26 protein-coding genes and 4 tRNA genes are annotated in these 26,574 nt (G+C 43.5%); 28 read left to right on the top strand and 2 right to left on the bottom strand.

Annotation, left to right across the window (positions count from 1 at the left end; all coding sequences use genetic code 11):
• Positions 1-79: 79 nt before the first annotated feature.
• Positions 80-256, bottom strand: coding sequence for an FmdB family zinc ribbon protein (locus HXT38_RS05020; protein WP_004574103.1), 177 nt, complete (start codon positions 254-256; stop codon positions 80-82).
• Positions 257-565: 309 nt separating this feature from the next.
• Between HXT38_RS05020 and HXT38_RS05015 the strand changes: the two genes are divergently transcribed.
• From HXT38_RS05015 to fdxA, 10 genes are all read left to right on the top strand, one after another.
• Positions 566-1,648, top strand: coding sequence for a hypothetical protein (locus HXT38_RS05015; protein ID WP_032835317.1), 1,083 nt, complete (start codon positions 566-568; stop codon positions 1,646-1,648).
• Positions 1,649-1,821: 173 nt separating this feature from the next.
• Complete coding sequence (gene groES / locus HXT38_RS05010) at positions 1,822-2,115, top strand: co-chaperone GroES (RefSeq protein WP_004114319.1); 294 nt, start codon at positions 1,822-1,824, stop codon at positions 2,113-2,115.
• A gap of 298 nt (positions 2,116-2,413) precedes the next feature.
• The gene (gene hisC / locus HXT38_RS05005) at positions 2,414-3,511 is read left to right on the top strand and encodes a histidinol-phosphate transaminase (protein WP_421789144.1); all 1,098 of its coding nucleotides are present in this window, start codon (positions 2,414-2,416) and stop codon (positions 3,509-3,511) included.
• Between the two features lie 110 nt (positions 3,512-3,621).
• Positions 3,622-3,703, top strand: a tRNA-Tyr gene (locus HXT38_RS05000).
• Between the two features lies 1 nt (position 3,704).
• A tRNA-Thr gene (locus HXT38_RS04995) sits at positions 3,705-3,776 on the top strand.
• A 4-nt stretch (positions 3,777-3,780) separates the two neighbouring features.
• Positions 3,781-3,854: transfer RNA gene (locus HXT38_RS04990), tRNA-Met, on the top strand.
• A gap of 53 nt (positions 3,855-3,907) precedes the next feature.
• Complete coding sequence (gene rpmG / locus HXT38_RS04985) at positions 3,908-4,078, top strand: 50S ribosomal protein L33 (protein WP_004105548.1); 171 nt, start codon at positions 3,908-3,910, stop codon at positions 4,076-4,078.
• A 124-nt stretch (positions 4,079-4,202) separates the two neighbouring features.
• A complete protein-coding gene (locus tag HXT38_RS04980; RefSeq protein ID WP_421777101.1) occupies positions 4,203-5,474 on the top strand; it encodes an FAD-binding protein in 1,272 nt (423 codons plus the stop codon).
• A 290-nt stretch (positions 5,475-5,764) separates the two neighbouring features.
• Positions 5,765-7,396 carry an APC family permease gene (locus HXT38_RS04975; protein WP_064340729.1) on the top strand — a complete coding sequence of 544 codons (1,632 nt, stop codon included), beginning with the start codon at positions 5,765-5,767 and terminating at the stop codon, positions 7,394-7,396.
• A 123-nt stretch (positions 7,397-7,519) separates the two neighbouring features.
• On the top strand, positions 7,520-7,852 hold the full coding sequence (gene fdxA, locus HXT38_RS04970; RefSeq protein ID WP_004105541.1) for a ferredoxin: 333 nt from the start codon (positions 7,520-7,522) through the stop codon (positions 7,850-7,852).
• A gap of 35 nt (positions 7,853-7,887) precedes the next feature.
• On the opposite strand, the gene dinB is transcribed toward fdxA, so the two are convergent.
• Positions 7,888-9,198 carry a DNA polymerase IV gene (gene dinB, locus HXT38_RS04965; protein WP_032835315.1) on the bottom strand — a complete coding sequence of 437 codons (1,311 nt, stop codon included), beginning with the start codon at positions 9,196-9,198 and terminating at the stop codon, positions 7,888-7,890.
• A gap of 109 nt (positions 9,199-9,307) precedes the next feature.
• Between dinB and HXT38_RS04960 the strand changes: the two genes are divergently transcribed.
• From HXT38_RS04960 to rpsC, 18 genes are all read left to right on the top strand, one after another.
• Entirely contained in the window at positions 9,308-10,240 is a 933-nt protein-coding gene (locus HXT38_RS04960; protein WP_004574098.1) for an EamA family transporter, read from the top strand.
• A 111-nt stretch (positions 10,241-10,351) separates the two neighbouring features.
• Positions 10,352-10,438: transfer RNA gene (locus tag HXT38_RS04955), tRNA-Ser, on the top strand.
• Positions 10,439-10,734: 296 nt separating this feature from the next.
• The gene (locus tag HXT38_RS04950; protein WP_174143427.1) at positions 10,735-13,689 is read left to right on the top strand and encodes a peptidase; all 2,955 of its coding nucleotides are present in this window, start codon (positions 10,735-10,737) and stop codon (positions 13,687-13,689) included.
• 182 nt (positions 13,690-13,871) lie between these two features.
• Complete coding sequence (locus tag HXT38_RS04945; protein WP_004574096.1) at positions 13,872-14,165, top strand: metal-sensitive transcriptional regulator; 294 nt, start codon at positions 13,872-13,874, stop codon at positions 14,163-14,165.
• Positions 14,166-14,180: 15 nt separating this feature from the next.
• Complete coding sequence (locus HXT38_RS04940; protein WP_004574095.1) at positions 14,181-14,849, top strand: YigZ family protein; 669 nt, start codon at positions 14,181-14,183, stop codon at positions 14,847-14,849.
• Between the two features lie 10 nt (positions 14,850-14,859).
• Positions 14,860-15,486: a hypothetical protein gene (locus HXT38_RS04935; protein WP_004105530.1), complete on the top strand. Its 627-nt coding sequence runs from the start codon at positions 14,860-14,862 to the stop codon at positions 15,484-15,486.
• An 8-nt stretch (positions 15,487-15,494) separates the two neighbouring features.
• Positions 15,495-17,669: a 4-alpha-glucanotransferase gene (malQ, locus tag HXT38_RS04930; RefSeq protein ID WP_100209130.1), complete on the top strand. Its 2,175-nt coding sequence runs from the start codon at positions 15,495-15,497 to the stop codon at positions 17,667-17,669.
• A gap of 244 nt (positions 17,670-17,913) precedes the next feature.
• Positions 17,914-18,363, top strand: a complete 450-nt coding sequence (gene rplM, locus HXT38_RS04925) for a 50S ribosomal protein L13 (protein ID WP_004574093.1) — start codon at positions 17,914-17,916, stop codon at positions 18,361-18,363.
• A 17-nt stretch (positions 18,364-18,380) separates the two neighbouring features.
• Positions 18,381-18,869 (top strand): 30S ribosomal protein S9, encoded by a 489-nt coding sequence (gene rpsI, locus HXT38_RS04920; protein ID WP_004105525.1) that lies wholly within the window; start codon positions 18,381-18,383, stop codon positions 18,867-18,869.
• 372 nt (positions 18,870-19,241) lie between these two features.
• The gene (adhE, locus tag HXT38_RS04915; RefSeq protein WP_410295685.1) at positions 19,242-21,947 is read left to right on the top strand and encodes a bifunctional acetaldehyde-CoA/alcohol dehydrogenase; all 2,706 of its coding nucleotides are present in this window, start codon (positions 19,242-19,244) and stop codon (positions 21,945-21,947) included.
• Positions 21,948-22,269: 322 nt separating this feature from the next.
• A complete protein-coding gene (gene rpsJ / locus HXT38_RS04910) occupies positions 22,270-22,578 on the top strand; it encodes a 30S ribosomal protein S10 (RefSeq protein ID WP_003808013.1) in 309 nt (102 codons plus the stop codon).
• A gap of 16 nt (positions 22,579-22,594) precedes the next feature.
• Positions 22,595-23,245 carry a 50S ribosomal protein L3 gene (gene rplC / locus HXT38_RS04905; protein WP_004105519.1) on the top strand — a complete coding sequence of 217 codons (651 nt, stop codon included), beginning with the start codon at positions 22,595-22,597 and terminating at the stop codon, positions 23,243-23,245.
• A gap of 5 nt (positions 23,246-23,250) precedes the next feature.
• Positions 23,251-23,916, top strand: a complete 666-nt coding sequence (gene rplD / locus HXT38_RS04900; RefSeq protein ID WP_004105517.1) for a 50S ribosomal protein L4 — start codon at positions 23,251-23,253, stop codon at positions 23,914-23,916.
• Between the two features lie 5 nt (positions 23,917-23,921).
• On the top strand, positions 23,922-24,218 hold the full coding sequence (gene rplW / locus HXT38_RS04895) for a 50S ribosomal protein L23 (protein WP_004105515.1): 297 nt from the start codon (positions 23,922-23,924) through the stop codon (positions 24,216-24,218).
• Between the two features lie 34 nt (positions 24,219-24,252).
• Entirely contained in the window at positions 24,253-25,083 is an 831-nt protein-coding gene (gene rplB / locus HXT38_RS04890; RefSeq protein ID WP_004574091.1) for a 50S ribosomal protein L2, read from the top strand.
• Positions 25,084-25,098: 15 nt separating this feature from the next.
• Positions 25,099-25,377 carry a 30S ribosomal protein S19 gene (rpsS, locus tag HXT38_RS04885; protein ID WP_004114357.1) on the top strand — a complete coding sequence of 93 codons (279 nt, stop codon included), beginning with the start codon at positions 25,099-25,101 and terminating at the stop codon, positions 25,375-25,377.
• Between the two features lie 16 nt (positions 25,378-25,393).
• Positions 25,394-25,753: a 50S ribosomal protein L22 gene (gene rplV, locus HXT38_RS04880; protein WP_004105510.1), complete on the top strand. Its 360-nt coding sequence runs from the start codon at positions 25,394-25,396 to the stop codon at positions 25,751-25,753.
• 2 nt (positions 25,754-25,755) lie between these two features.
• Positions 25,756-26,574: a 30S ribosomal protein S3 gene (rpsC, locus tag HXT38_RS04875; protein WP_004574090.1), complete on the top strand. Its 819-nt coding sequence runs from the start codon at positions 25,756-25,758 to the stop codon at positions 26,572-26,574.

Below are 26,574 nucleotides of genomic sequence, written 5' to 3'. Positions count from 1 at the left end.
AAGAAAAATTGCGCACTGTGGATAAAACCTATTAGCGCGCAATATTTAAACAATAATTAATATTTATAATTTTACAAAATCATTTATCGGTTCGATAAAAGCCTTTGCCTTTAAAGTTGATTGGAGGAGCGGAGTACACTTTGTGCACTGCATCTTTCCCGCACTGAGGGCAAATGGTAATAGGGTCATCTGAAAATGATTGATGTTCTGAAAAATCGTATCCGCATTGCTTGCAACGATAATGATAAGTAGGCAAAAGTCCCTCCGAAGTTACACGAGCACGTAAGTAGAAACTTACTGTTCCTCCACATATCCTAGTACATACTATGACAGTTATTATAGGTGTTAAATTTGCTTAGTGAATGATTGCGGCACAGCATATTGTGTGATGGCGCGTGCAATAATCCCACATTTTGGCGACACGCCGAAATGTTTATGTTGCTACACATCCTATGACTTCCTTATATTAATAGTTATGGGTTATGAATCGGTGAGTGCGGTACTCGTATTAGTCATCCTCGTAGCCTTATGGTTCGGGTGGTTGCCTAAACGCACGGTTAACGGCATGAAGTCTATGCTTGAACATCGCGAGGATAGGTTTTCACCAACACTTCATCTTGTAGGTGAGTGGAGTACTACGCGTATTTGCGACGGTACTAGTATGTTGGCAAAAGGGGCTTGTATGCAACCGACACAACAAAAACGAACATTAACTCCTGAATATATTGCGCGCATTCGCGCTGCTAGGCGTGCTGCGATACGCCGTCGTTGTGTGTTGGTAGTTGCGCTTGCTGTCTTGACTTTTGTCGTATTCTTAGCAGGATGCTCTGGTATATTTTCTCCAGTTTTTGCTCTTATTCCTGGAGCTATGTTGGCAGTAGTGCTTTATTTTGGAGCTCGTGCTTCTAAGCATGCTCGTGCTTGGGAGGCGCGTATTGCAACAATGCGCGCTGCTTCGAAACGCAAAGCTGAGGATGAATTATGTGAACGCCGCAATAGTGCTGTTATACGTCAGTTGAAAGATTATTCTTCTGCATCTGATTCTGATTTTAATGGAGAAATCAACAGTAGTGATGCGATTTCCCAAAACGACAGTGCTGAGTATTCTGTATCTCAGACTGTAGTGCCTGTTCGAAATGGCGCATCTCGTGACAATACTGAAACTTCGGTTATGGAGCAGAGCGAAATTCGTGTTGCGTTACATCGTGCGGAGCAAGAGCGCAATGCAGCGTTGCGTGAGCGTTCGTATAAAGAAGAATCTGAATCTAAAGAATCTAATATCGTTGAAGCGGAAAATAAAGACGCATACGATTCTTCTAACGCTTCTGTGGCTTCGGGGCAAAACTATCAGTCTAATCAAGATTTAATTTCGTTCTCGCTTGATTCACAAACTAAGTCTGATTCAAGTAATGCTAATTTGGCATCTCGTACTCCAGAAAGTTTGGAAATTAAATCAACTAAGCAAGTAGTTAAAGCTGTACCAGTTGCTAACGCTGATAGTGCTGCTGCCGCTACTAATTTTGTTGCTGCAAACTCTTCTCAGTTCCACGAAAAAGAAAAAGTAAGCGAAGTGGATGCTCCAGAAAGTTCTGAAGACTCACTTGGTGTAGCAAATTTGCATGATGTTCTTGCTCGTCGCAATGCCTGATTTAAGAGTTTTCTAAAAATTTTCTTAAAAGATTAGCACTCGAGTTGTTAGAGTGCTAAATTCGCGCTATTATGAGGCACAGAGCGTAAGTGCGGTTGCGGACGTGATCGTCAGCCTCGTCGGATTGTTTCTTGCGTACGAAATTAATATCTCTTATGAAAGGGGTGGCAACAGTGTCGATTAAGCTCACACCGTTGGAGGATAAGATTATTGTTAAGCAAGCTCAAGCGGAAACTCAGACTGCTTCTGGCTTGTATATTCCAGATAATGCCAAGGAAAAGCCACAGCAGGGTGAAGTTCTTGCCGTAGGTCCTGGTCGTCGTGACGATAAGGGCGAGCGCATTCCTATGGATGTTAAGGTTGGAGACAAGGTTCTTTATTCCAAGTACGGTGGAACTGAAGTGCATTACGAAGGTGAGGACTACTTAATCGTGTCTTCTCGTGATGTGCTTGCGATTCTTGGCTAGTATTTAGCTGGTTGAAACAATAAAACTTACGCTGGAAATGACGGAAACGTTATTCCCAGCGTTTTTTATTGCGGTACGTAAGAATGTGCCGTGAAATATTTGGATAGCCGGCAGAAACTTTACGCGGTTGTAAGGTTTTGGTTGGATTTTGGCTTGGAAACGGCAGAAAGTTTACATGGCTGTAAAGTTTTGGTCGGATTAAGGCGATAAAGCGGCAGTTTCTTTACATGCTTGCGCAATTTTAGTCGGATTTTCGCTATTGCACAGTTAAGGTATGTGTAGAGTATGATGGAGAAGTATGACATACAAACACCGCAATATTGTAGATACAATTCCTAGCTACAAGCAGGGTAAGCCAGCTCCTAAATTGGACGGCATTCGTGCGTATAAGATTTCTAGTAACGAAAATCCTTATGAGCCTTTGCAAAGCGTAAAAGAAGCAATCTCAAATCGCGCGCTTAATGTAATAAACCGTTATCCTAATATGCGTGGCACAGAAGTTGTTGAAGAACTTGCTAAGCGTTTTGGTGTGACTGCAGACGAAGTAGTGCTTGGTTGCGGCTCTACGGAAGTTATTACGCAGCTTGTTGACTTGGTTGCAGGTCCGGGAGATGAGGTCATATATCCTTGGAGAAGCTTTGAAGCTTACCCGATTATTGTAACGGGAGCTGGTGCTACAAGCGTTCAGATTCCTAATCGTGCCGATGGTTCTCACGATGTTGACGCTATGATTGCAGCTATTAACGATCGCACGCGTTTGATTATTTTGAATAATCCTAATAATCCAACTTCTGCTTCACTTAGCGAGAAGGAAGCTCGCAAGGTGTTAGATGCTGTGCCAAGCGACGTTCTTGTACTTATTGACGAAGCTTATGTGCAGTTTAACACAGCAAAAGGCACTGCAAATGGCATAAAGCTGTACCATGAGTATCCAAATGTAGTTGTTGCTCAAACGTTCTCCAAGGCTTATGGATTGGCAGGTTTGCGCATTGGTTATGGTATTGCTCCGGCTGAAGTCGTAGAGGGTATGCGTAAAGTTGCTGTGCCATTTGGAGTGTCTCAAATAGCGCAGGTCGCAGCTTTGGCTTCTTTGGAAAATGACGCAAGCAAGGAGATGAGTACTCGTGTTGCATCTCTTGTTGCTGAGCGCGAGCGCATTGTTGAAGCTTTACGCGAGCAAGGCTGGAATATTGAGGATGCGTACGCAAACTTCTTCTGGATGCCATTTGGGGCAGATACTGAGAAAGTAACAGAACATTTTATTGCTGCAGGATTGTCTGTTCGCGCTTTTGCTGGTGAAGGTATTCGCATTAGTATCGGCGAGCGCGAGGCTAATGACAGAGTTTTGACAGTTTGCGAAAATTTAAAAAAAGAGGGTTTTTCGCTAAATAACTAGCTTTTTGCATAAAAGTTTTGCTTTCGGCGTGTCTTAATCTTGCATTAGTCGCGATTTCGTGGCAAAATAACAAAGTTGCCGTTTGAAGTTCACTTCTTACGGAGACTGCTGGCGGGTTTCCCAAGTGGTCAAAGGGAGCTGACTGTAAATCAGCCGCTTCGTGCTTCAGTGGTTCGAATCCACTACCCGCCACGCCTCGATAGCTCAGTGGTAGAGCACTTCCTTGGTAAGGAAGAGGTCGTGAGTCCGATTCTCACTCGAGGCTCTCTGGCGGGGTAGCTCAGCTGGCTAGAGCGTACGACTCATAATCGTAAGGTCAAGAGTTCGAGTCTCTTCCTCGCTACAACGGCCAGTAGGAGACTGGCTGGCCAATAATGAATTGTAGAGGTGAACGAAATGGCAAGCAAGAGCGCCGACATCCGTCCGGGCATTACGATGGCATGCACGGAGTGCAAAGAGCGTAATTACATCACGACGAAGAATCGTCGCAATACGCCTGATCGTCTTGAGTTGAACAAGTTCTGCCCACGCTGCGGCAAGCATACGCTTCATCGCGAGACTCGCTGAATTTTCAGCTTACTGCGCTCACGGTTTTGGCTTGTTTAAGCTTGTTGCTAGTTGCGCAGATTTTATGCTTATTACCCCGCTTAATGCGGGGTTTTTGTTATTTATTGCTGTTAATATTTAAACCATGAGTATGCAAGCATCTTTAGTAAATAATCCATCATTTGCAGATATAACAACTGTTGGCGTAGGTGGCAAAATTGTGCGTTTTATAGAGCCCAAAAGTCGCGTTGCTGTTATTGAAGCGGTAGAAGATGCTGATGAGGCTGGTCTGCCTTTATGTGTTATCGGTGGCGGCTCTAATATGCTTGTTAGTGATGAGGATTTCAACGGCGTTGTTGTGCGAGATGCTAGACGCGATATTCATGTGCTTGATGAAGCAGCACCTTCAGAAGATGGCATTGATTTGCAAAGTGGTGCTCATTTAGTGCATATCAATGCTGAAGCTGGTTGTAATTGGGATGATTTTGTTTCACATACGATTTCTCTTGGCTTAGAGGGTGTAGAAGGTCTTTCTGGCATACCTGGCACTGTTGGGGCTTCTGTTGTACAAAATATTGGCGCTTATGGTCAAGAAGTATCTCAAAGTGTTACTTCCGTAGAAGTTTGGGATCGCGAAACAAAATCAACTATGGAGTTGCAAAAGGATGCTTTAAATTTTGGGTATCGCACTTCATTGCTTAAAAAAAGCATGTACTCTTCAGTAGGAGTCCCTGCGGACTCGTATTTTCCTACTCCTCGTTACGTTGTACTGTCTGTTACTTTTTGTTTGAAGCATAATTCAACTGGCGTTGTTTCTCATTCGCAATTAGCTAATGCTTTGCACGTAGAATTAGGCGAGCGTATGCAAACAGCAGCAATACGTCGTGAAGTTTTGCGCGTTCGTGCTTCTAAAGGCATGCTTGAGGATGCTTCTCGTTACGATAAGCTGTGGATGCGTGGTACAAAGTGTGCTGAAGGTGTTGAATTTGCTTTGCGATTGCAAAGTGAAGACTATGTTACTGGCGAATTTTTAGAGGGCGATAATATTTACAGTGATCGTCATAGTTGCGGTAGTTTCTTTATGAATCCAATACTTAGTACTAGTGAAGCTGATACTTTGCCAGAAGATGCTCCTAAATTTGATGCAATTATGCAAGATGGATCGCATGGTATAAAAACTTCTGCAGCTTGGCTTATTGACCATGCTGGATTCCATAAGGGTTTTAGGCTTATAGAAAATGGGAAACCTTCGCCTGCAGGTCTTTCTTCATTGCATACTTTGGCGCTTACCAATCGTAATAATGCTTCTTGTGACGACATTGCAAATTTGGCAAAAACTATTATCCGTGGTGTGCAAAGTAAGTTTGGTGTAACGCTTATTCCTGAACCTGTTGTAATAAATATTTCTATAAACTGAAAATTTTACGAATATAATATGTTTTATGCAGTAATATATAAGTTTATTGTTTAAATTTTCACAAATAATAAAGGAACACACGGTAAAACTACCGTGTAAGCAATGTTTTGTGTAATATTTACCTACATTATCTATATAAATTTTTTATTTAATTACATTTACAGGAATAAATAAAGAAAATTAAGTAGAAATTTTATATAGGTGAAGTCGCAACTGTTTCGCAAATTTATTAATTCGCTTCTGATTGCGGCATACCTTTATACCTATACCTCAACGAAAGTGCGTTTATTATGCAAATATGGAGAAAGAAGTCTGTTGAACAGACTATCGCTGAGACTATGGATGGTGAACGCCATCTTAAACGTACATTAAATGCTTGGGATTTGGCAGTTATGGGTGTTGCTGTCGCTGTTGGTGCCGGTATTTTCTCTGTCGGTGCTCAGGCTGCAGCATTCCATGCTGGTCCTGCTGTAATTATTAGCTTTATTATTGCAGGCATTGTATGCGGTTCTGCTGCAATGTGCTACGCAGAATTTGCTTCAATGATCCCAGTTGCTGGATCTGCTTATACGTTTACATATACTACAGTTGGTGAGCTTATTGCTTGGATTATTGGCTGGGATATGATCCTAGAAATGCTGATGGCTGGCTCAGTAATTGCAAAGTATTGGGGCGTTTATCTTAACGATTTAATGAAGCTTTTCGGTTTGAATATGACCACCAGTTTTAACGTAGGTGGTTTCACTATTGATGTTGCTCCAATTATAATCGTTGCATTCTTTACAACTATGCTTGTCCTTGGAACTAAGCTTTCTGCACGCTTCGACGGCGCTTTAACAATCTTGAAGATTGGTATCGTTCTGTTCGTGGTTGTTGTGGGCTTCTTCTACATTAAAGCTTCCAACTTTACGCCATTTGTGCCACCTGCAACCGACGCTGCAAGTGTAAAGGGAATAGAAGTCTCTGGGGTTATGGCACAGCCTTTGTGGCAGTGGGTAACAGGCATGCAGCCAGCTGTTTATGGCGTTCCAGGTATTCTTTCCGGCGCGGCCCTCGTGTTCTTCGCGTTTATTGGTTTTGACGTTGTGGCAACCACAGCAGAAGAAACTAAGGATCCTCATAAGAATATTCCACGAGGCATTGGTCTTGGATTGTTTATTGTTACTGTTCTTTACATCCTCGTTGCAGTTGTAACAACTGGTATGGTTTCCTATAAGGATTTGGCAAAGCAAGCCGCTCCTTCGCTTTCTACAAGCTTCGAACTTGTGGGCGCTACTTGGGCTGCAAAGATTATTTCCCTCGGTATTGTTATTGGTTTGACAACCGTTGTGATGGTGCTTTTGCTTGGTCTTACGCGCATTATCTTCGCTGTTAGTCGCGATGGTCTGCTTCCACGCAGCTTCTCTAAAGTGAGCAAGCGTGGTATTCCTGCAAGACTTCAGATTGTTGCTGGTATTGTTGTGGCAGTCGTTGCTTCCACTCTCGATATTGGCATTCTTTCCGATATGGTGAACATTGGTACGCTTTCTGCATTCCTGCTTGTTTCTGCTGGCGTGCCGATTATGCGTATGCGCAGACCAGATTTGCACCGTTCATTTAGCGTTCCTGGTAATCCATGGCTTCCGCTGTTTGCAGCACTTTCTACATTCTGGCTCATGCTTAACTTGTCTGTGCTTACGTGGATTCGTTTTGCAGTGTGGCTAGCAATTGGTTTTGCGGTGTACTTCGGTTACTCTTACCGCAATTCTTTGCTTGGCAGGCAGTTGCGTAAAGCTAAGCAGCTCGGTGTTCCGGTTGAAACTTTGTTTGCTCAAGATGCCGCTGCTGCAGCGAAGGTAGCTGAAGGAGAAACAGAGGAGCAGGCTCGTGCAGAAGTTCAAGCTGAGGCGTCTGCTGCGGCCTCGCAAAATAATCAAAATTAATAAATTATTTATTTAGCAAGAAGTCGGCATACGATTATATTCGCATGCCGACTTCTTGTGTTATAGACTTTTCAAAAATGTTCTATAATAGAAAAGTTGCATAAAAGCAGAAAGGAGGGCATTATGCCATATGTAATCGCAGAGCCTTGCGTTGATGTAAAAGATAAAGCGTGTGTAGATGAATGCCCTGTAGACTGCATTTATGAAGGTGATCGAACGCTTTATATTAACCCGAACGAGTGTGTGGATTGTGGAGCTTGCGAACCGGCTTGCCCAGTAGAAGCTATTTTTTATGAAGATGATTTGCCAGAAGGCTGGGAGTGGTATCGCGATGCTGCGGTTGATTATTTCGACAAGCTCGGAGATTTGGGAGGAGCTACAGATGCTGGAGCTTCCGGATGGGATGAAGCTCGCGTTGCAGCCTTGCCTCCGCGTTCAGATAAAGCAAGTAATTAATCATTTGAAAAAGTATTGTTTAATGTGGCGCGAGTTCATAATCCAATATGAGCTGCGTTGTTGCCGTATTTTTTGCGAACGGCATCTAAAGCGTGTTCTGCGTGACGCAATCTAGTATTTTTATTCATTGCGGACATGCTGTTTTGTGTAGGATTTTTAGATTCGCGAGTATTTTCCTCCAGAATATCGTTTAGAGAAGGCTGAAGTGAAACCTTATTTGTTGGCACAAGATTATTCGCTGTAACACCAGCTAAACGAACTGGGCTTAAAAGCTTTGTATTATTGCCTCCAAGAATGTAATTATGCACAATTGGATTAGCTTTAGAAAGCAAAACAACGACATGCTCGTAAAACTCGTGTGTTGAATCAGTTGCGTTTTGCAAAGTAGAAGATCTAGTAACATAATGCAAGTCGCCAAAGCGTAGTTTTAACGTTATAGTGCGTGCCATAAGTTTTCTGTTTCGCAACTGTTGAGTTACTTCGCTGCAGCATTGCTGTAGTAATTGTTTAACAGCATTCTCGTCCGTGGTATCTGTATCAAGAGTTCGCTCACTTCCAATGGATTTTTCAGGGGTATGTGCAGTCACAGTGCGCTCGTCTATGCCCCTAACTGATTGATATATCATTCTTGCTAAGATTTGCGAACCTGTTATGCGAGTAAGCGTTGCTTCGTCAACATTTTTAAGCGACGTAACAGTAGATAAGCCCCAATCCTCAAGCTTATGTATTAAAGATGAGCCAATTCCTGGTATTGCGCGCAATGGCATTATTGATACAAAATCTTCATTGCATTTTTGCGGAATAAGAAGCATTCCATTAGGTTTTGCATTAGTGGAAGCCATTTTTGCAATAAGTTTATTGTTAGCAATACCAACTGAACATGTAATATGATACTTTTCAAATACTTCTTTTCGTACCCAAGTTCCAATATTTACAGGCGATTTCCACTGTAATAAAGCCGATTTAACATTCATATAGCATTCGTCAACAGAAACTTTTTCAACTTGATTAGTAATATGCAAAAAAATATTTTCAAAAATACTTTTGGAAACGTTTGAATAATAAGGAATGTCAACTGGCAAGAAAACTCCTTGTGGACAAAGATTTCTAGCTTTAACAACGGGCATAGCGGAATTAACGCCGTAAGCGCGCGCTTCGTAGCTTGCTGCAGAAACAACAGCACGATTGCCTGTGCCAATAATAAGCGGCTTTCCTTTAAGCTCCGGATGTCTTGCAACTTCTAAAGAAGCATAAAATGCATCCATGTCGACGTGAAGTATGTTACAACCTGAGGTGTCGTGCCCCCAATCACGTTTCGCTGCTTGTACTCTCGGTGCTGTACTCATAAGTTTATAATAGAACAAACGTTCGATTTTATGGAAAAAATTTGTGGATTAAACTAATGTTTTTGTAGAAAAGCGTATGTCGGATCAATATTCATGTAGGGTTGTTGCTATGAAGCAATTTGTCGTCAATCTTTTACATCGCATGCCTGTGCTGCTTATTATCGTCATTGAGGCTTCAATGGTGTATACAGCAACCTCTGTTGCAAAAGTAGCTTTTAGCCAATTGGATCCTCTGTATGCAGTGTGGTATCGCGTAGGATTTATGACATTGTTGCTTTTGGCTTGGAGAAGACCATTTTCTCGCAGCAAACGTAGTCTTTTGCCAAAAACGCTACGAGAATGGGGGATTGTTGCAGCTGTTGGCGTGTCGTTAGTTGCTATGAACACTATGTTCTATGTTGCTATTAGTTGCATGGCTGTTGGCGTTGCGGTAACCATAGAATTCATAGGCCCCTTGCTTGTAGCTGTTATTACAGGTCATGAATGGCGAGAGCGTGTGGGAATTGTGATTGCTGTTTGTGGCATTATGCTGTTAGCTAGTGCTTCTATACATAGTTCAGTAAGCCCACATTTTCTAATTGGGTTATTCGCCATTCTTGTTGGCGGTTCAATGTGGGGTCTATATATTGTTTCAGGTCGCATGTTGGCAAAAAGTTCACATGCTATTGATCGTGTAAGTGTTGCAGCTCTTATCGGTTGGCTGCTGCAGTCTATTGTTCTTGCTATTCCTGCAGTGCAGCATGTTATTTCGCCTAAACCAGAAGCTACTTGGGCTGCTCGCCCTGGTGGTTCTTTTGCTTTACTTGCGTTAATGTTGGTTATTGCAATATGCGCTTCTTTCTTCCCAACTTTGCTTGATCAGGTTTTATTGAAACGTGTTACTTCTGCAAAATACTCTGTTATGCAAGCGTTGTATCCTGCGATCGCGGTTATTATTGGAATGGGATTTGGTGAAATTCCAACATTGACTGATATTGCAGGAATAATTCTTGTTATGTTTGCTGTAGTCGTAACGTTTTCTGGAGATCATAATCCTGTGTAGCACTGGATATTGTTATATTAATGTTATCTTAAAGTGTGTCGCCAAGCTTGTTTACAGTCCTTAAGAGGTGCTATAGTGTCAATCTGTTGCTGTTATGTACAGTAAACAAGTGGAGTCATGCCTGAGTGGCCGATAGGGGCACCCTGCTAAGGTGTTAGTCGTGTAAGCGGCTCGAGAGTTCGAATCTCTCTGACTCCGCGGGTTACTCCGGATTGCTTTTCGCGGTCCGGAGTTTTTGTTTTTTTATCGATTGCGTATAGAAAACGTGCAGTATGCAATTAAAATGCGCTTATTTTACACTTTAGAAATAAAAAATAATATATCAAAAGAAGAAATTGTGGATTTGTGAATAGCTCCGTAATTTTACTCAAGCTTTTAACCACAATAGTAAAAAAATATTTACTCATACTTTCTTTAAGCTCATAGTTGACTCATGAATGCTTATTAAAAGTGTTCAAAATAATATTTAAAGGGTTGGGCTAAAGGAGATTTTTATGAAAAAGTATGGAGGGAAGCATAATAGTGCTCGTAGCGATAACAATATGCGCGCTAGTATGAAACGTAAAACTATTCGTAGTCTGTCAGCATTTTTTGCTTCTATTTTTGTAATTCCTGCTATATTCTGCACGCAGTCAGCTTTAGGTTATTATGATGAACCTGGTGTATTTTATAAGGTTTCAGACAAAATAGAATGGCTTAAAGATCATACTCTTCGCACAAAGCTTGGTCCTACACCAAGTTATTGGGGCAAGAAACATATATCTTATTGTATTGAATCAAGTGTAGATTTTGGTCGCTCATCAGGTGATTGGAAGCAAGAACTCGACAAAGATTATCGCATTGCTGCAGAAATGATAAAAACTTCTAGTAATAATGACGATTTGCTTACTCAAACATCTATAGCTTTCGCAATGCACGATCATTTTGATCTTAAAAAAGATGAGTGGAAAAGAGCTGTAGATAATGGTTTTGAAAAAATCTCTACTGAGGATTTGAAAAAAACATCTAAGAAATTGTGGGAAGAAGCCGAAAATAATACTCCTATGAACTTAGAAGTTAATCAAGAGTATACTTCAGGAAAGCATGCTGGAGTTGTGCATGTAAGGGTGAAAAATATCAAGGGCTATGCTCTTAAAGATGTTCCTATTAGGCTTGAATCTGAAGATGCTTTAGTTGAGTTTAATGATGGTAAACAATCTGTTGAATTAAAGTCAAAAGATGAAGTAGTGAATATTCCTTGGAGTTCTAAGAGGAATGGTACTGCCATCGTTAAAATTGGATTTTTAGCTCCTAAAGCTGAAAGATATTATTCACCTGAATATCAAGACGAGATACGTTCCATAAACGATGCTGAATATAGTGAAAAACTTGCTTTCGGAGTAAAAGACAGTTTCCAGCCGACTCTTACTTCAAAAGTTGCAAAACATGAGCTGCATGTGGGCGAGAAGGTTGATAGCACGGTAACCAGTGGAGTGTTGGCAAAAGATAGTTGGTTAAATGGAGTTACTTTGCGTGCCCAAGGATATTATTTCGTTGGATCTGCTAAAGATATTTTGCAAATTAGGCAACGTAACAATGGCGAATCTGCAGTTCAATACCTGAAACGTATTAGAGCTTTGCCAGATTTGCGACAGGTTGCTGCAGCAAAAGCTGACTTTTCTAAAGCTAACGAAAGTGTGAATGCTAAGGCTAAACGCGCAAATGGCGATATTAGTGCATCAGATTTGAAGGAAGCTGAAGATTACAAAGTCGCTGATAATGAAGCTGGTCTTTTTGGCACATGGGTTTGGATTATTTCTCGTGATGCGCAGAAAAAAGAAGATGCAGATAAATTAGATGATGAAGTTGTGAAAGTATTTGGTTCTGCAGATTCTACTTCTGTATACCAAGCAACTATAAGTTCTGATGTTGTTACAAAGCAGAAAATTGTTGGTATTGGCACAGAAATTGTTAGTGAAATCACTGTAAGAGGTCTTCCGGAAACATATGGATCGTTTAAAGGTAATGAAACATATGGTTTTAATGCCGACAAGAAGGCACACATTCGCGTTTGGTGGGCTGGAGAAGGCAGTGAAAAAAGCACTAAAAAAGATAATGAAAAATATATGCCGGGATCTAAAGGTGAAGCAGCCGAGCAAGAGCCAAAAGAAGATGCGCATCATCATTTAATTGGTAATTGGGAGGTTCCAGCAGTAAATGGAGTTTATAAGGTTGGTAATGGAAGCATTACAATGCGCCCTATTGCTGGAGTCAATAAATCTTCTTCGGATCCGAAAGTTTTGAAAGATAATGTGCATATTCGCGCTAACAAAAATAGTGAGTCAGGATGGTATGTGTTTGTTTATGATTTTCCTGGTTCTTCGCGCGCTTTAGCTCATAAATCTGCGTATAACGGATTGTGGAGTCGTGCCTTAGTTGAACCAAATATTTTAACTACTCCTGTATCTGTTACAACTAGAGTAAGCGATGAAAAAGTTAAGGCTGGTGAAAAGTTCCACGATAATGCTCGTATTACTGGCACGTTGCCAAAAGGCAGTTACGTAGTGTTTAGTGCATACGAGTATGAAGATGGTAAGGAAAATAAGAGCGATTGTGACGGAGCTAAATGTAGCGATGCTAAGAAGGGTGATGCTAAGAATAGTGAAACTAAAAATAGCGGTACAAAAAACAGTAATTCTGAAACTAAGGAAACTAAGGAAGCTAAAGAAACTAAAGAAACTAAGGAAACTGCAATATCTGTTGAAATTGAGAAAAAAATGCCTCAATCTCGCGTAAATATTACAGATAAGCAGGCTGAAGAAAGTAAGAAGTCTTCTATTTCTGTAAGTTCTGCAGATATTACATTAGATCATGAAGGAACTATTTATTGGAAAGCTGAAGTTTACGATGCTCAGGGTAATCCTTTAGCAACTCATGTATTGGGTGTAGAAGGAGAGACTGTGCAAGTTTCCGGCGGCGAGGATCGTTCTAAGAATGATAAGAATGATGGAAATGATGAGCATGATGCAAATGATGAGAAAAATGAAGAAACTTTGAGTAATGAAACTGATGGAAAAAATAGTAATGAAAATAAGGAGAATGGTAAAGAAAGCAAAGAAAAAGTAGAAGAAAATCATAGTAAAACTGGTAGTGATGAAACGGTTAACAGTGATGATTTAACTGATTCAAAAAATGATGGGAACGATCATACTTCCAATCAACATGTCGGTACGAATAGCAACGAAAATGCTAGTAAGAATTATGTTAATCAAAGTAATACAATTCCAACATCGCTTGCTGTTACTGGCGCTTCTTCGGTAACTGTGATACTTCTTGCTGTTATTATGTTAACCTTTGCTTCAGGTTTATCGTTAGGTCGTTTTTCAGCTATAGTTCCTAAACATGGGAGAATGTCTACTGGGGCACGGCATAGCGAAATTCCTCCAATGAGGCGTAGATTAGTGCGATAATATGTTTTGATATAGAATATTTGACGCGTTAGTCTATTGAGATCTTTTTGAAGTAGATTAACGCGTCATTTTGCAATAAATAATACGATGATGCATAATATAGATACAACGATTTATTGTATTAATTTGTATATGATGTTATAACCTTTGTGTGGTTATGTAATTGATAAATCGGAGTAACGATGAAAAGTTATGATATTGATAAAGAAAAACTGATAGTACGCATGCATCGAGTACAAGGTCAGCTTGCAGCAGTCAATACTATGATTGAAAACGATGCGAAGTGTCAAGATGTTCTTATGCAGCTTTCCGCTGCAACTGCTGCTTTACATTCTTTAGCAGTGATAGTGGCAAGGGAACATGTCAATAAAGAAATACATGAATCTGTAAAAATTGGTACCGAAGGAGGTGCCGATGCAGCAATGGAAGATATTTCTGGTATCATTGACAGGTTATTGCGTTACGAAAAAGCGTAGTATTGGTAGTATCTAGTGATTAATTCGCATAATATTCTGCACACTGTTCGTCAATTGCAATCGCAGCCTTTCGAGGCTTCTTTCGTAGAGAAAAAATCAGAGTTTATTGGATGTATTTGTCATATTGACAATCTTGACGATGCTGTGGAATTTATGCAATCAGTGCGTTTTAAGAATCCTAAAGCTCGTCATGTTGCTTATGCTGCAATTTGTGGCTCATCGAAAGCTCAATTGCGTGAGCGCATGAGTGACGATGGTGAGCCAACTGGGACAGCAGGAAAACCAATATTAGATGTACTTAGATCGTCAAATTTAACAGATTGTGTAGTAACAGTAACGCGATATTTTGGCGGTATTTTGCTTGGAGCTGGTGGTCTAACCAGAGCTTATGCGCGTGCAGCAAGTATGGCAGTAGAATCTGCGCAAATAGTTGATATTATTACGTGCACTCGTTTTACTTGCAAGTTGCAATATCAACAATTGCGAATGTTGCAGCATATTGTAAGTCAAATGGAAGGCATAATTGACAACGAAATTTATGGTGCTGAAATTTCTCTTAATATTGCTATTCCAACTTTAAAATCACAAGAATTTCTTGATATGGTTCAGAATGCTTTTTCTGGAAGCGTTGTGCCGGAAGCAGATGGTACTCTAAGTAATAAGCTGATAGATACTAAGCGTTAAAGGTGATTTCATGGAAAAGACTAATGAAAAAACAAACACTACTGACGATTCATCTTATGAACCTTTAACTGCTGTATATGAGCATTTACGACATAGCGAAGATTCAGCTGAGCTTCATGAATTTGCTAGGAGAGAATTACCGGATCGATCAGATCAAGCGGCATTTTCTAGAGCCACTTCCTTGCTTGAAGCAGTTGCAGGTAATATCAATACTCCAGAAGAAGACCGTATTTATTTAGCTACAGAAATGCCTTTTCCAAACATATTAGTGAAACTTTCTGAAGATTCTGCTGATAAAGTGCGTTTGGCTGTTGCTGAAAATAAAAATGCTAAAAATTGGTTAGTTGGAAGACTTACTAAAGATTCATGTAATGCAGTTCGAAATGCTGCATTATGCAATCCAAAAGCTTCTTGGAAAATGCGTTTAGAGGGTGCGCAATCGGATGGCATAAGTGCTGAAACATTGAAATATTTGGCCTCCCTTGGTGTTAGTGCAGAAGAAAACGCTCCAACTGTATTAGCTTCCATGGTACGAAGAGCTGTTGCGTTAAATCCTGGTGTTCCACAAAATGTGCTGCAAGAATTATGTAACGATAAATCTGAAGATGTATCATCAGCGGCGCGCAGTCGTTGCTAACGCGAATAATGGAGCGTATGGATAATACAACAGATGAAGAAGTAGCAATGAAGCCATTACACCGTCTTGCTGAATTAATGGGCGTTGGCGTGAGTTTTATTGGTTCAGATAATCAAAAACACGAGATTCAAGATAACGTATTAGTTTCGGTTTTAGGCGCATTAGGCGTGGACGCTTCGACCAATGAGGCAATAGAAAAATCTACAAACGACGTTTTAGCGTATCGACATGGACGCATTATTGCGCCAACTATTTTGCACACTGTTGGCAAATGTGATGAAGTTACAGTTAATACGGGAATATTAGAATACCCAGTTGCAACATTGACATTGGAAAATGGTGAACAATATAAAGGCGATTTAACTATTGTTCCTAACGAAAATGATGTTGCATACCCTGTAAATGGGAAATTTGTTGCAACATCTCTTATAAAAATTCCTGAAGATGTGCCAATGGGTTATCACACATTGCGTGTGACGGTTGGTGAGCGTCAAGAAGAGGCAACACTTATTAGTGCTCCAGAAAGCATTGATACGCTTAATTCCTTGGAACCAAATGGAGAACAGCTTTGGGGATGGATGGCGCAACTTTACTCAATCCGTTCTTCAAAGTCTTGGGGCGTTGGTGATTTTGCTGATTTGGCGACTCTTCTTACTGAAGCTAAGCAAAAAACTGGTGCTGACTTTGTGCTAATAAACCCAATGCATGCAGGTGAGCCTATAACTCCGCTTACTCCATCTCCATACCTGCCGGTTGCTCGAGGAATGGTAAATGTAACGTATATTCGCCCAGAAAGTATTCCTGAGTACGAAACGTTAAACGATAAAACTCGCAAAGAAATTGAAAAGCTTCATGGACAGGTTGAGCCGCTTAACAATGACGCGCAAATAATAGACCGTGATTCCATGTGGCGTGTAAAAATGCGTGCATTGTGGCTGATTTTCAAGGCTGGTATGTCTGAAACTCGCGCTCGCGTTTTTAATGAGTTTAAGCAGGAGATGGGTGACAGGCTTGAATCTTATGCTACTTGGTGCTTGTGCTATGACAAGTGGGGTGCTCCAAAGGGTGACGATTGCTGGGAGAGGACTCTTACTAAGGATTCTGATCAAGTTCGCGAATTAGCTAATCGTTTCCCAGATACTCTTGAGTTTTATCGTTGGCTTGAGTGGGTTGCTTTTACGCAATTGCATGATGCTCAAGTTGCTGCTCGTAACGCTGGTATGAAAATCGGCATTATGTCTGATATGGCTGTTGGCGTGCATCCTGCAGGATCTGAAGTTTGGTGGAATCCAGAGCGATTTGCTAACGGAGCTACTGTTGGTGCTCCGCCTGATTACTTCAATCAGCAAGGTCAAGATTGGTCTCAGCCACCTTTGCATCCATTTGAGCTTGAGCGTACTGGTTTTAAAACATACCGAGATATGGTTCATGGAATGTTTGCTTCAGCAGGCGCTGTTCGCATCGACCATATTCTTGGACTTTTCCGCTTATGGTGGATTCCAGAAGGTTCAGCTCCAAGTGGCGGTGCTTATGTTTACTACGATGCTGATATTATGCTTGGCATTTTGGCAATTGAAGCCGCTCGCGCTCACGGTGTAGTTGTTGGCGAAGATTTGGGTGTTTTGCCTGCAAATGCTTTGGAAGTGTTGCGCAAGAAGGCTGTGCTTGGTTGCACGGTTGAATGGTTCGAAGAGCGTGACGGCGAATTCCGCACTCCAGACAAGTGGCGCGAAATGACGCTTGCATCTGTAAATACGCATGATTTGCCTCCTGCTGCCGGCTATTTGCGCTATGAACAGGTTAATATTCGTGAGCGTTTGCACTTGCTTACTGGTTCTGTTGAAGAATTCCGCGCTGGCGCTGAGGCAGAGCATCGCGCTATGATGCGAATGTTGGTCAAAGGTGGTTATTTGGATGCTCAGTTGCTTGAAGATGAGGATGCTCATACTCAGGAGATTATTGAGGCATTGTATCGCGCTTTGAAGGATGCTCCTTCGCGTTTGCTTGCTGCTTCTTTGGTTGATGCAGTTGGAGAGTATCGTACGCAAAATCAGCCTGGAACGAATGACGAGTATCCAAATTGGCGTATTCCGTTAGCTGATGGTGAAGGCAATCCTGTGTCTTTGGACAATATGTTTGATTTGCCTAGAGTGCGGTCGCTTTCAGCAATTATGAACGCGTGACGTTTTGCGATTCGTTTTGCGATTCGTTTTGTAATTCGTCGCAGCCTTATATAAAATATACATTTGCAAGTAGTCGCCACTTGGCGATATACTTGCAGATTGTTGTGTTTCCCTAAGGGGTCCTTCAAAGCGCTTTTCCCACTCGCCATCGAGGACTTTCAGGGAGCCCACGGATTATGAGTAAAATATTTTCTATAAACCAAGAAAATATACGCTCGAAACACAATAGAGAAAAGGTACGATTGTGAAGACTTTCACACCGAAACCAGCAGATTTAACTCATGACTGGTACATCATCGATGCCACTGACGTGGTACTTGGTCGTTTGGCCTCTCAGGTAGCAATCTTGCTGCGTGGTAAGAATAAGCCAACGTTTGCTCCTCATGCTGATTCTGGCAATCACGTTATTATTATTAACGCTGAAAAGATTGCTTTGACTGGCAATAAGTTGAGCAAGGAACTGTATTCCCACTCTGGTCGTCCAGGCGGCCTTCGTCGTGATAGCTATGCAGAGCTTTTGGAGAGGAATCCAAAGCGTATTATCATGACTGCCGTTAAGGGCATGCTTCCAAAGAATCGTCTTGCTAAGGTGCAGCTTGACCGTCTTCGTGTGTTCACCGGCGCTGAGCATCCGCACACTTCGCAGAAGCCACAGGTCTTCGAGATCGCTCAGGTCTCTCAGCAGGCTAAGTGAGATCAAGGAGAATAGATATGGCAGAAAATAACAACTCCGCGGTTCTTGAGAACGAAGAAGAACTGACTAGCTACACCACTGAAACCAATGCTGGTGCAGGCACTGGTACTTCCGCCATCGAGCCAGGCTATGGCACTGGTCGTCGTAAGGAAGCTGTTGCTCGCGTGCGCTTGGTTCCTGGCTCCGGCAAGTGGACTATCAATGGTCGCACTTTGGAGGAGTACTTCCCATCTCGTTTGTTGCAGCGCGAAGTGAATTCACCAATCGTGTTGCTCAAGCTTGAAGGCAAGTTTGATGTTGTAGTCCTCGTTGACGGTGGTGGTACCACTGGTCAAGCTGGTGCTATTCGTTTGGGTGTTGCTCGTGCATTGAATGCTATCGATCGCGATGCAAACCGTGTTGCTTTGAAGAAGGCTGGCTTCTTGACCCGCGACGCTCGCGTTGTGGAACGCAAGAAGGCTGGTTTGCACAAGGCACGTCGTGCACCTCAGTTCTCGAAGCGTTAAGTTTCGCGAATTTATATTTGCAAATGGCTCCTGGTTTTGCTGGGAGCCATTTTTTGTATTTTTTATTATTTATTAAATTAAATTAAATTAAATTTGTTGAGTAAATGTTATAAATAGTGTGCAACTAGCCGTTAAAATTGACATTCTAGAAAAATTTATCTATTAATCGAACATAAATTATTACAAATAAGAACAAATAACGAACAATAGAGGATAAAGCTCGCTCATAAATAGCGCAACTCGCTCCAAAGATGCGAAAGTACAGCAAAGAGGCTAAATTGTGACTTGTATCACATATTTAGCGGTGAATACTAAATTAGTCTGCTCATAAGTCTATTGGTACCGCTGGTGGAACTATCGAGGAGGATACTCATGGTTGAGGCACAACACCAAGCCGAGACTGGCAAAACTGCTAGTGCTGATGACGTTGCGTTAGCTGCTCAAAATGAAGTTGATCAACTTGTTGAAAAAGCAACTGTCGCTTTGAATGAGTTTGAGAAGCTTAATCAGCAGCAAATCGATCATATTGTTGCTAAAGCTTCAGTGGCAGCGTTGAATAAACATTTGGTTCTTGCAAAGATGGCTGTCGATGAAACAGGTCGTGGCCTAGTAGAAGACAAAGCTACAAAAAATATCTTTGCATGCGAACATATTACGCATTATCTAGCAGGTCAAAAAACAGTTGGTATTATTCGCGAGGACGATGTTCTCGGAATTGACGAAATAGCTGAACCGGTTGGTATTGTTGCAGGCGTAACTCCAGTTACTAACCCAACTTCTACAGCTATTTTTAAGTCGCTTATTGCACTTAAGACTCGTTGTCCAATTATTTTTGGATTCCATCCTTTTGCGCAAAAGTGCTCTTCTGAAGCAGCTCGAATTGTTCGCGATGCTGCTGTGGCTGCAGGCGCGCCAAAAGATTGCATTCAGTGGATTGAACATCCTTCAATTGAAGCTACCGGTGCATTGATGAAACATCCAAAGATCGCAACTATTCTTGCAACAGGCGGTCCTGGAATGGTTAAGGCAGCATATTCTTCAGGAAAACCTGCTCTTGGTGTGGGTGCAGGAAATGCTCCTGCATATGTCGATAGTGACGTTGATATTGTGCGCGCTGCAAACGATTTGATTCTTTCAAAGCATTTTGATTACGGAATGATTTGTGCAACAGAGCAAGCAATTATTGCGCATAAGGATGTGTATGAGCCATTACTTCGCGAATTGAAGCGCAGGAAAGCATATTTTGTTAATGCTGACGAAAAAGCTAAGCTTGAACAATATATGTTTGGATGCACTGCATATTCTGGAAATACACCAAAACTTAATTCCGTTGTTCCTGGTAAGTCTCCGCAATATATTGCGCACGAAGCTGGATTTGAAATTCCAGATGATGCTGTGATTTTGGTTGCAGAGTGCAAAGAAGTTGGCGAAATGGAGCCGCTTACTATGGAAAAGCTCGCTCCTGTACACGCAATGCTTCGTGCAGAAAATAAGGAACAAGGCTTCAAGATGTGCGAGCAGATGCTTGTACATGGAGCTGGTCACACTGCTGTAATTCACACAAATAATCAAGATCTTGTGCGCGAATATGGTGTTCGTATGCATGCTTGCAGAATTGTTTGGAATTCTCCTGGATCTCTTGGTGGCGTTGGAGATATTTACAACGCGATTGCTCCTTCGCTTACTCTTGGATGCGGATCTTATGGTGGAAATTCCGTTTCCGGCAACGTACAAGCTATAAATCTTCTTAATATTAAGCGTATTGCACGAAGGAATAATAATATGCAATGGTTCAAGATTCCGGCTAAAACTTATTTTGAGCCGAATGCTATTCGTTATTTGAGGGATATGTACGGCGTTGAGCGCGCAGTTATTGTGTGCGATAAGGTTATGGAGCAACTTGGCGTAGTCGATAAGATTGTTGATCAGCTTCGTGCTCGAGATAATCGCGTTAGCTTCCGTATTATTGATTACGTTGAGCCTGAGCCAAGCGTTGAAACAGTTGAGCGAGGGGCTGCAATGATGCGTGACGAATTCCAGCCAGACACAATTATTGCTGTTGGTGGTGGTTCGCCAATGGATGCTTCTAAGATTATGTGGCTTATGTATGAGCATCCGGAGATTTCTTTCGCTGATTTGCGAGAAAAGTTCTTCGATATTCGTAAGCGCGCATTTAAGATTCCGCCTCTTGGCAGCAAAGCTAAGCTTGTTTGCATACCAACTTCTTCCGGAACTGGTTCTGAAGTTACGCCTTACGCTGTTATTACAGATCACAAGACTGGATACAAGTATCCTATTACGGACTACGCTTTGACTCCAACGGTCGCAATAGTCGATCCTGTTTTGGCTCGTACGCAGCCGCGTCGATTGGCATGTGATTCTGGTTTTGATGCCTTAACTCATGCTATGGAAGCTTATGTTTCTGTTTACGCAAATGATTTTACGGATGCTATGGCTTTGCATGCTTCGAAACTTATTTGGGAAAATCTCAACGATTCCGTGAATTGCGAAGATTCTCAGCGCAAGGTTGAAGCGCAAGAAAAAATGCATAATGCAGCTACTATGGCTGGAATGGCGTTTGGTTCTGCATTCTTAGGAATGTGCCACGCTATGGCTCATACTATTGGTGCTTTGTGCCACGTTGTACACGGTCATACAAACGCAATTTTGCTGCCTTACGTTATTCGCTATAACGGTCAAATTCCGCAAGAGCCAACTAGCTGGCCAAAGTACAACCGCTATATTGCTCTTGAGAGATATCAGGAGATCGCTAAGAATCTCGGTGTAGATCCTGGTAAAACCCCTGAAGAAGGCGTTGAAAATCTTGCTCGTGCTGTTGAAGAGTATCGAAATGAAAAGCTTGGAATGGACGCTTCGTTTAAGGCTTGTGGCGTAGACGAAGAGTACTACTGGTCGATACTTGACAATATTGGCATGCGTGCTTACGAAGATCAGTGTGCGCCTGCAAATCCTCGTATTCCGCAAATTGAGGATATGAAGGATATTGCTATTGCTGCATATTATGGTATTTCTCAAAAAGAAGGCCATCGCATGCGTTTGGAGCGTGAAGCGGCGTAATTATTTGCGTATTTAGTTAATAATGGCAGAAGCTCAACTAATTGTAGTTTCTGCCATTTTTTGTTGGAAAATAGCCGACACGCCCGGTTTTTAATAATCGAAGGTTGATGGTTTAATTACTTAGTTGCCTGTTTTAAGGCTCGCATATTGTAATTAAAAAAAGCGAGCGCGGAAGCAAAAACTTTGAATCGAAATCTTTTTGTATGAATAGGTTTTTGATGCCGCGCACTGATGTGGAATTACCCTAGGGGTTTATTCTCGCCGGTGCCCTTGAATTCAGGTTGGTAAACAGTAAACGAATCGCTAGAAAGGGCGGACGGCAATGGCGGGACAGAAAATCCGCATCAGGCTTAAGTCCTATGACCATGAGGTCATCGACCAATCGGCGAAGAAAATCGTCGAGACGGTGACGAACGCGGGCGCCACAGTAGTGGGTCCGGTTCCTCTGCCGACCGAGAAGAACGTGTTTGTTGTTATCCGTTCTCCTCATAAATACAAGGATTCTCGCGAGCATTTCGAGATGCGCACTCATAAGCGCCTCATTGACATCGTAGATCCAACGCCAAAGGCTGTGGATTCTTTGATGCACATTGACCTGCCTGCGGATGTAAACATCGAGATCAAGCTGTAGGAAGGGGGAGAAAGTAATGTCGCAGAATAAGAATCGCACTGCATTGCTCGGCCGCAAGCTGGGTATGTCGCAGGTTTGGGATGAAAACGGCTTCTTCGTCCCCGTAACTCTGGTTGAAGTTGCTACTAACGTAGTTACCGCTGTAAAGACTGTAGAGTCTGACGGTTATTGCGCAGTACAGCTCGGTTATGGCCAGATTGATCCTACCAAGGTGACTAAGCCATTGGCTGGTCATTTTGCAAAGGCTGGTGTAACTCCTCGTCGTCACCTCGCTGAGGTGCGCACCGAGAACGCAGCAGATTATCAGCCAGGTCAGGAATTGACTGCTGAATTGTTCGCTGAGGGTTCTGAAGTAGATGTCACTGGCACTACCAAGGGTAAGGGCTTTGCTGGCACTATCAAGCGTTGGGGCTTCAAGTCCTATCGCCGTACTCACGGCTCGCACAAGAACGAACGTCGCCCAGGTTCTGTGGGCGCTTGCGCAACTCCAAGCCGCATTTTGAAGGGCAAGCGTATGGCTGGTCGCATGGGTCATGTGACTTCCACCGCGCTTAACCTCACAATCGTTTCTTCGGATGTCGAGAACGGCATTCTCGCTATTAAGGGCGCTGTTCCAGGTCCTAAGGGCGCAATCGTTCTCGTCCGTTCGGCAGTGAAGGGAGCCTGATAATTATGGCAAACGTAACTCTGAACGTCACTGATACTAAGGGCAATGCAAGCGGAACCGTTGAAGCTCCTGCTGAAATTTTCGGCATCTCCAACGAAGACGTTTTAGCTCACGGTCCACTGGTTCATCAGGTCGTAATCGCTCAGCTTGCTGCTGCTCGTCAGGGCACCCATGCTGTGAAGAATCGTGCTAATGTTTCCGGCGGCGGTAAGAAGCCATGGAAGCAGAAGGGCACCGGTCGTGCTCGCCAGGGTTCCATTCGTGCTCCTCAGTGGGTACATGGTGGCGTTGTTCACGGTCCAGTTCCTCGTAAGTACGATCAGCGCACCCCGAAGAAGATGAAGGCAGCTGCTCTTCGCTACGTTCTTTCGGATCGTGCAAATGCTGGACGTATTGCTGTAGTTGACTTTGGTATTAAGGATGTTCCATCCACCAAGACAGCTGTTGCAGCACTTACTCCTGTGACCAATAACCAATTCACTACTGTTGTTCTTTCTCGTGAGAACATCAATGAGTGGATGTCTGTACGCAACATTCCAACTGTTCACGTGATCTTCGCTGATCAGCTCAACACTTACGATGTTGTTACAGCTCAGTACGTCGTCTTCTCCAAGGAAGGCTTCGAAGCCTTCGTTGCTGCTAAGACCGAGCCTGTCGTTAAGGAGGCCTGATTTAAATGGTCGCAGTCCATAACCCAGCACATGACGTAATTCTTAAGCCAGTTGTTTCTGAAAAAAGTTACGCAGCTTCTGATCGTGGTCAGTACACTTTCGTAGTGGCTCCAGATGCTAACAAGGTTCAGATCAAGCAGGCTATCGAAGAAATCTTCAAGGTCAAGGTGACAAACGTTAACACTTTGAACCGCGCTGGCAAGTTGAAGCGCTCTCGCACCGGTTTCGGCCGTCGTGTGAACCAGAAGCGTGCTATTGTCACCGTGGCTGAAGGTCAAACGATTGACATCTTTGGTAACTGAAGGCTAGCCGAGAAAAGTAAAGGAATACTATATTATGGCTATCCGCGTTTATAAGCCGACGACTGCAGGCCGTCGTAACGCTTCGGTTTCGGATTTTGCCGAGATCACGCGTTCTACGCCTGAAAAGTCGCTGGTACGCAAACTCAGCAAGACTGGTGGTCGTAACTCTTACGGCCGCATGACTTCTCGCCATCGCGGCGGCGGTCACAAGCGTCAGTATCGTCTCATCGACTTCAAGCGTTGGGACAAGGATGGCGTGCCAGCAAAGGTCGCTCATATTGAGTATGACCCTAATCGTTCCGCTCGCATCGCTTTGTTGCATTACGCAGACGGTGAGAAGCGTTACATTATCGCTCCTGAAGGCGTTGCCCAGGGTGATGTTATTGAGACCGGCGCTCAGGCTGATATTAAGCCAGGCAACAACCTGCCTCTGAAGAATATCCCAACCGGTACCGTGGTTCACGCAATTGAACTTCGTCCACTTGGTGGTGCGAAGATTGCTCGTTCCGCTGGTGCCGCTGTTCAGCTCGTCGCTAAGGATGGTGCTTATGCGCAGTTGCGTATGCCGTCTGGCGAAATTCGTAACGTGGACGCTCGTTGCCGCGCTACTGTTGGCGAAGTAGGTAACTCCGATCACGCCAATATCGAGCTTGGTAAGGCAGGTCGCGCACGTTGGCTTGGTCGTAGACCAATCACCCGAGGCGAATCCATGAACCCTGTGGACCATCCACATGGTGGTCGCACCCGTGGTGGTAAGCCACCAGTTTCTCCATGGGGCAAGGGCGAGGTTCGTACACGTCGTCCAAAGAAGGCTTCGAACAAGATGATTGTTCGTCGTCGCCCGAATGGTAAGAACCGCAAGTAAGGGAGTGTCGAATAGATGACTCGTAGCATCAAGAAGGGCCCTTTCGTCGACGCCCACTTGCAGAAGAAAGTCGACGAGCAAAACGACAAGGGTACGCACAATGTCATTAAGACTTGGTCGCGTCGTTCGATGATCACTCCTGATTTCATTGGACACACCTTTGCCGTACATGATGGCCGCAAGCATGTGCCGGTATTCGTTACCGAAGCCATGGTTGGTCATAAGCTCGGTGAGTTCGCCCCGACCAAGACCTTTAAGGGTCACGTGAAGGACGACAAAAAGGCACGCCGCTAAAGGAGAGTTAGGACACATGGAAGCTAAAGCAATCGCTCGTCACGTTCGCGTGACGCCGCGCAAGGCTCGCCGCATGGTCGACCTCATCCGAGGCAAGCGTGCAAGCGAAGCTATTACCATTTTGAAGTTTGCTCCTCAGGACGCATCATTGCCGGTGCGCAAGGTTCTTGAAAGCGCGATCGCTAACGCTCGCGTTAAGGCTGAAAAAGCCGGTGAACCATTCCGTGAGCAGGACTTGGTCATCAAGGAAACCTATGTGGACGAGGGTGTAACGCTTAAGCGTTTCCGTGCTCGTGCACAGGGTCGCGCTGCGCGCATTAACAAGCGCACAAGCCATATCACTGTTATCGTCTCGCTTAAGGAAGGAGCCCGCTAAAGATGGGTCAGAAGATCAATCCTTTCGGCTATCGCCTGGGCATCACCGAGAATCATCGCTCTAAGTGGTTCTCTGACTCCAACAAAGCTGGCGAGCGTTATCGTGACTTCGTCCTTGAGGATGACAAGATTCGCAAGGAAATGAGCCATGACCTCGAGCGTGCTGGCGTATCTCGTATCGTTATCGAGCGCACTCGTGATCGCGTTCGTGTAGATATTCACACTGCTCGTCCGGGTATTATCATCGGTCGTCGTGGCGCTGAAGCTGAGCGCGTTCGCGCAAAGCTCGAGAAGCTCACAGGCAAGCAAGTACAGCTCAACATCTTCGAAGTGAAGAATGCTGCACTTGACGCTCAGTTGGTTGCTCAGGGAATTGCGGAGCAGTTGACAAACCGTGTTACATTCCGTCGTGCTATGCGTAAGGCACAGCAAGATGCAATGCGTGCAGGTGCCAAGGGTATCCGTATCAAGCTCTCCGGTCGCCTTGGTGGCGCCGAAATGAGCCGCTCTGAGTTCTATCGCGAGGGTCGCGTTCCACTGCAGACTCTTCGTGCCTTGATTGATTACGGCTTCTTTGAAGCTAAGACCACATACGGCCGTATCGGCGTAAAGGTCTGGATCTACAAGGGTGATATGACCGAGCGTGAGTTCGAAGAGCAGCAGGCTCAGCAGGGTAAGCGTGAAGGTCGTCGTGGTGGCGATCGTCGTCCACGTCGTGGCGCACGTCCTGCTAACCAGCAGAAGGCTGCTGAAGCACAGGCTGAAAAGCCAGCTGAAGCTGCAGCTGCTGAAGCTCCTGCCGCAACGGAAACGAAGGAGTGA

The organism is Gardnerella sp. DNF01157, assembly GCF_049244225.1.
Lineage (GTDB): Bacteria > Actinomycetota > Actinomycetes > Actinomycetales > Bifidobacteriaceae > Bifidobacterium > Bifidobacterium leopoldii.
This window is presented reverse-complemented; position numbering and strand designations above follow the sequence as displayed.

What these genes read in the sequence shown, in the direction of transcription:
- HXT38_RS05015 (WP_032835317.1), top strand. Translation starts at nt 566, where the DNA reads ATGAAGTCTATGCTTGAACATCGCGAGGATAGGTTTTCACCAACACTT.
- hisC (WP_421789144.1), top strand. Translation starts at nt 2,414, where the DNA reads ATGACATACAAACACCGCAATATTGTAGATACAATTCCTAGCTACAAG.
- rpmG (WP_004105548.1), top strand. Translation starts at nt 3,908, where the DNA reads ATGGCAAGCAAGAGCGCCGACATCCGTCCGGGCATTACGATGGCATGC.
- HXT38_RS04980 (WP_421777101.1), top strand. Translation starts at nt 4,203, where the DNA reads ATGAGTATGCAAGCATCTTTAGTAAATAATCCATCATTTGCAGATATA.
- HXT38_RS04975 (WP_064340729.1), top strand. Translation starts at nt 5,765, where the DNA reads ATGCAAATATGGAGAAAGAAGTCTGTTGAACAGACTATCGCTGAGACT.
- fdxA (WP_004105541.1), top strand. Translation starts at nt 7,520, where the DNA reads ATGCCATATGTAATCGCAGAGCCTTGCGTTGATGTAAAAGATAAAGCG.
- dinB (WP_032835315.1), bottom strand. Translation starts at nt 9,198, where the DNA reads ATGAGTACAGCACCGAGAGTACAAGCAGCGAAACGTGATTGGGGGCAC.
- HXT38_RS04960 (WP_004574098.1), top strand. Translation starts at nt 9,308, where the DNA reads ATGAAGCAATTTGTCGTCAATCTTTTACATCGCATGCCTGTGCTGCTT.
- HXT38_RS04950 (WP_174143427.1), top strand. Translation starts at nt 10,735, where the DNA reads ATGAAAAAGTATGGAGGGAAGCATAATAGTGCTCGTAGCGATAACAAT.
- HXT38_RS04945 (WP_004574096.1), top strand. Translation starts at nt 13,872, where the DNA reads ATGAAAAGTTATGATATTGATAAAGAAAAACTGATAGTACGCATGCAT.
- HXT38_RS04935 (WP_004105530.1), top strand. Translation starts at nt 14,860, where the DNA reads ATGGAAAAGACTAATGAAAAAACAAACACTACTGACGATTCATCTTAT.
- malQ (WP_100209130.1), top strand. Translation starts at nt 15,495, where the DNA reads ATGGAGCGTATGGATAATACAACAGATGAAGAAGTAGCAATGAAGCCA.
- rpsI (WP_004105525.1), top strand. Translation starts at nt 18,381, where the DNA reads ATGGCAGAAAATAACAACTCCGCGGTTCTTGAGAACGAAGAAGAACTG.
- adhE (WP_410295685.1), top strand. Translation starts at nt 19,242, where the DNA reads ATGGTTGAGGCACAACACCAAGCCGAGACTGGCAAAACTGCTAGTGCT.
- rpsJ (WP_003808013.1), top strand. Translation starts at nt 22,270, where the DNA reads ATGGCGGGACAGAAAATCCGCATCAGGCTTAAGTCCTATGACCATGAG.
- rplC (WP_004105519.1), top strand. Translation starts at nt 22,595, where the DNA reads ATGTCGCAGAATAAGAATCGCACTGCATTGCTCGGCCGCAAGCTGGGT.
- rplD (WP_004105517.1), top strand. Translation starts at nt 23,251, where the DNA reads ATGGCAAACGTAACTCTGAACGTCACTGATACTAAGGGCAATGCAAGC.
- rplW (WP_004105515.1), top strand. Translation starts at nt 23,922, where the DNA reads ATGGTCGCAGTCCATAACCCAGCACATGACGTAATTCTTAAGCCAGTT.
- rplB (WP_004574091.1), top strand. Translation starts at nt 24,253, where the DNA reads ATGGCTATCCGCGTTTATAAGCCGACGACTGCAGGCCGTCGTAACGCT.
- rpsS (WP_004114357.1), top strand. Translation starts at nt 25,099, where the DNA reads ATGACTCGTAGCATCAAGAAGGGCCCTTTCGTCGACGCCCACTTGCAG.
- rplV (WP_004105510.1), top strand. Translation starts at nt 25,394, where the DNA reads ATGGAAGCTAAAGCAATCGCTCGTCACGTTCGCGTGACGCCGCGCAAG.
- rpsC (WP_004574090.1), top strand. Translation starts at nt 25,756, where the DNA reads ATGGGTCAGAAGATCAATCCTTTCGGCTATCGCCTGGGCATCACCGAG.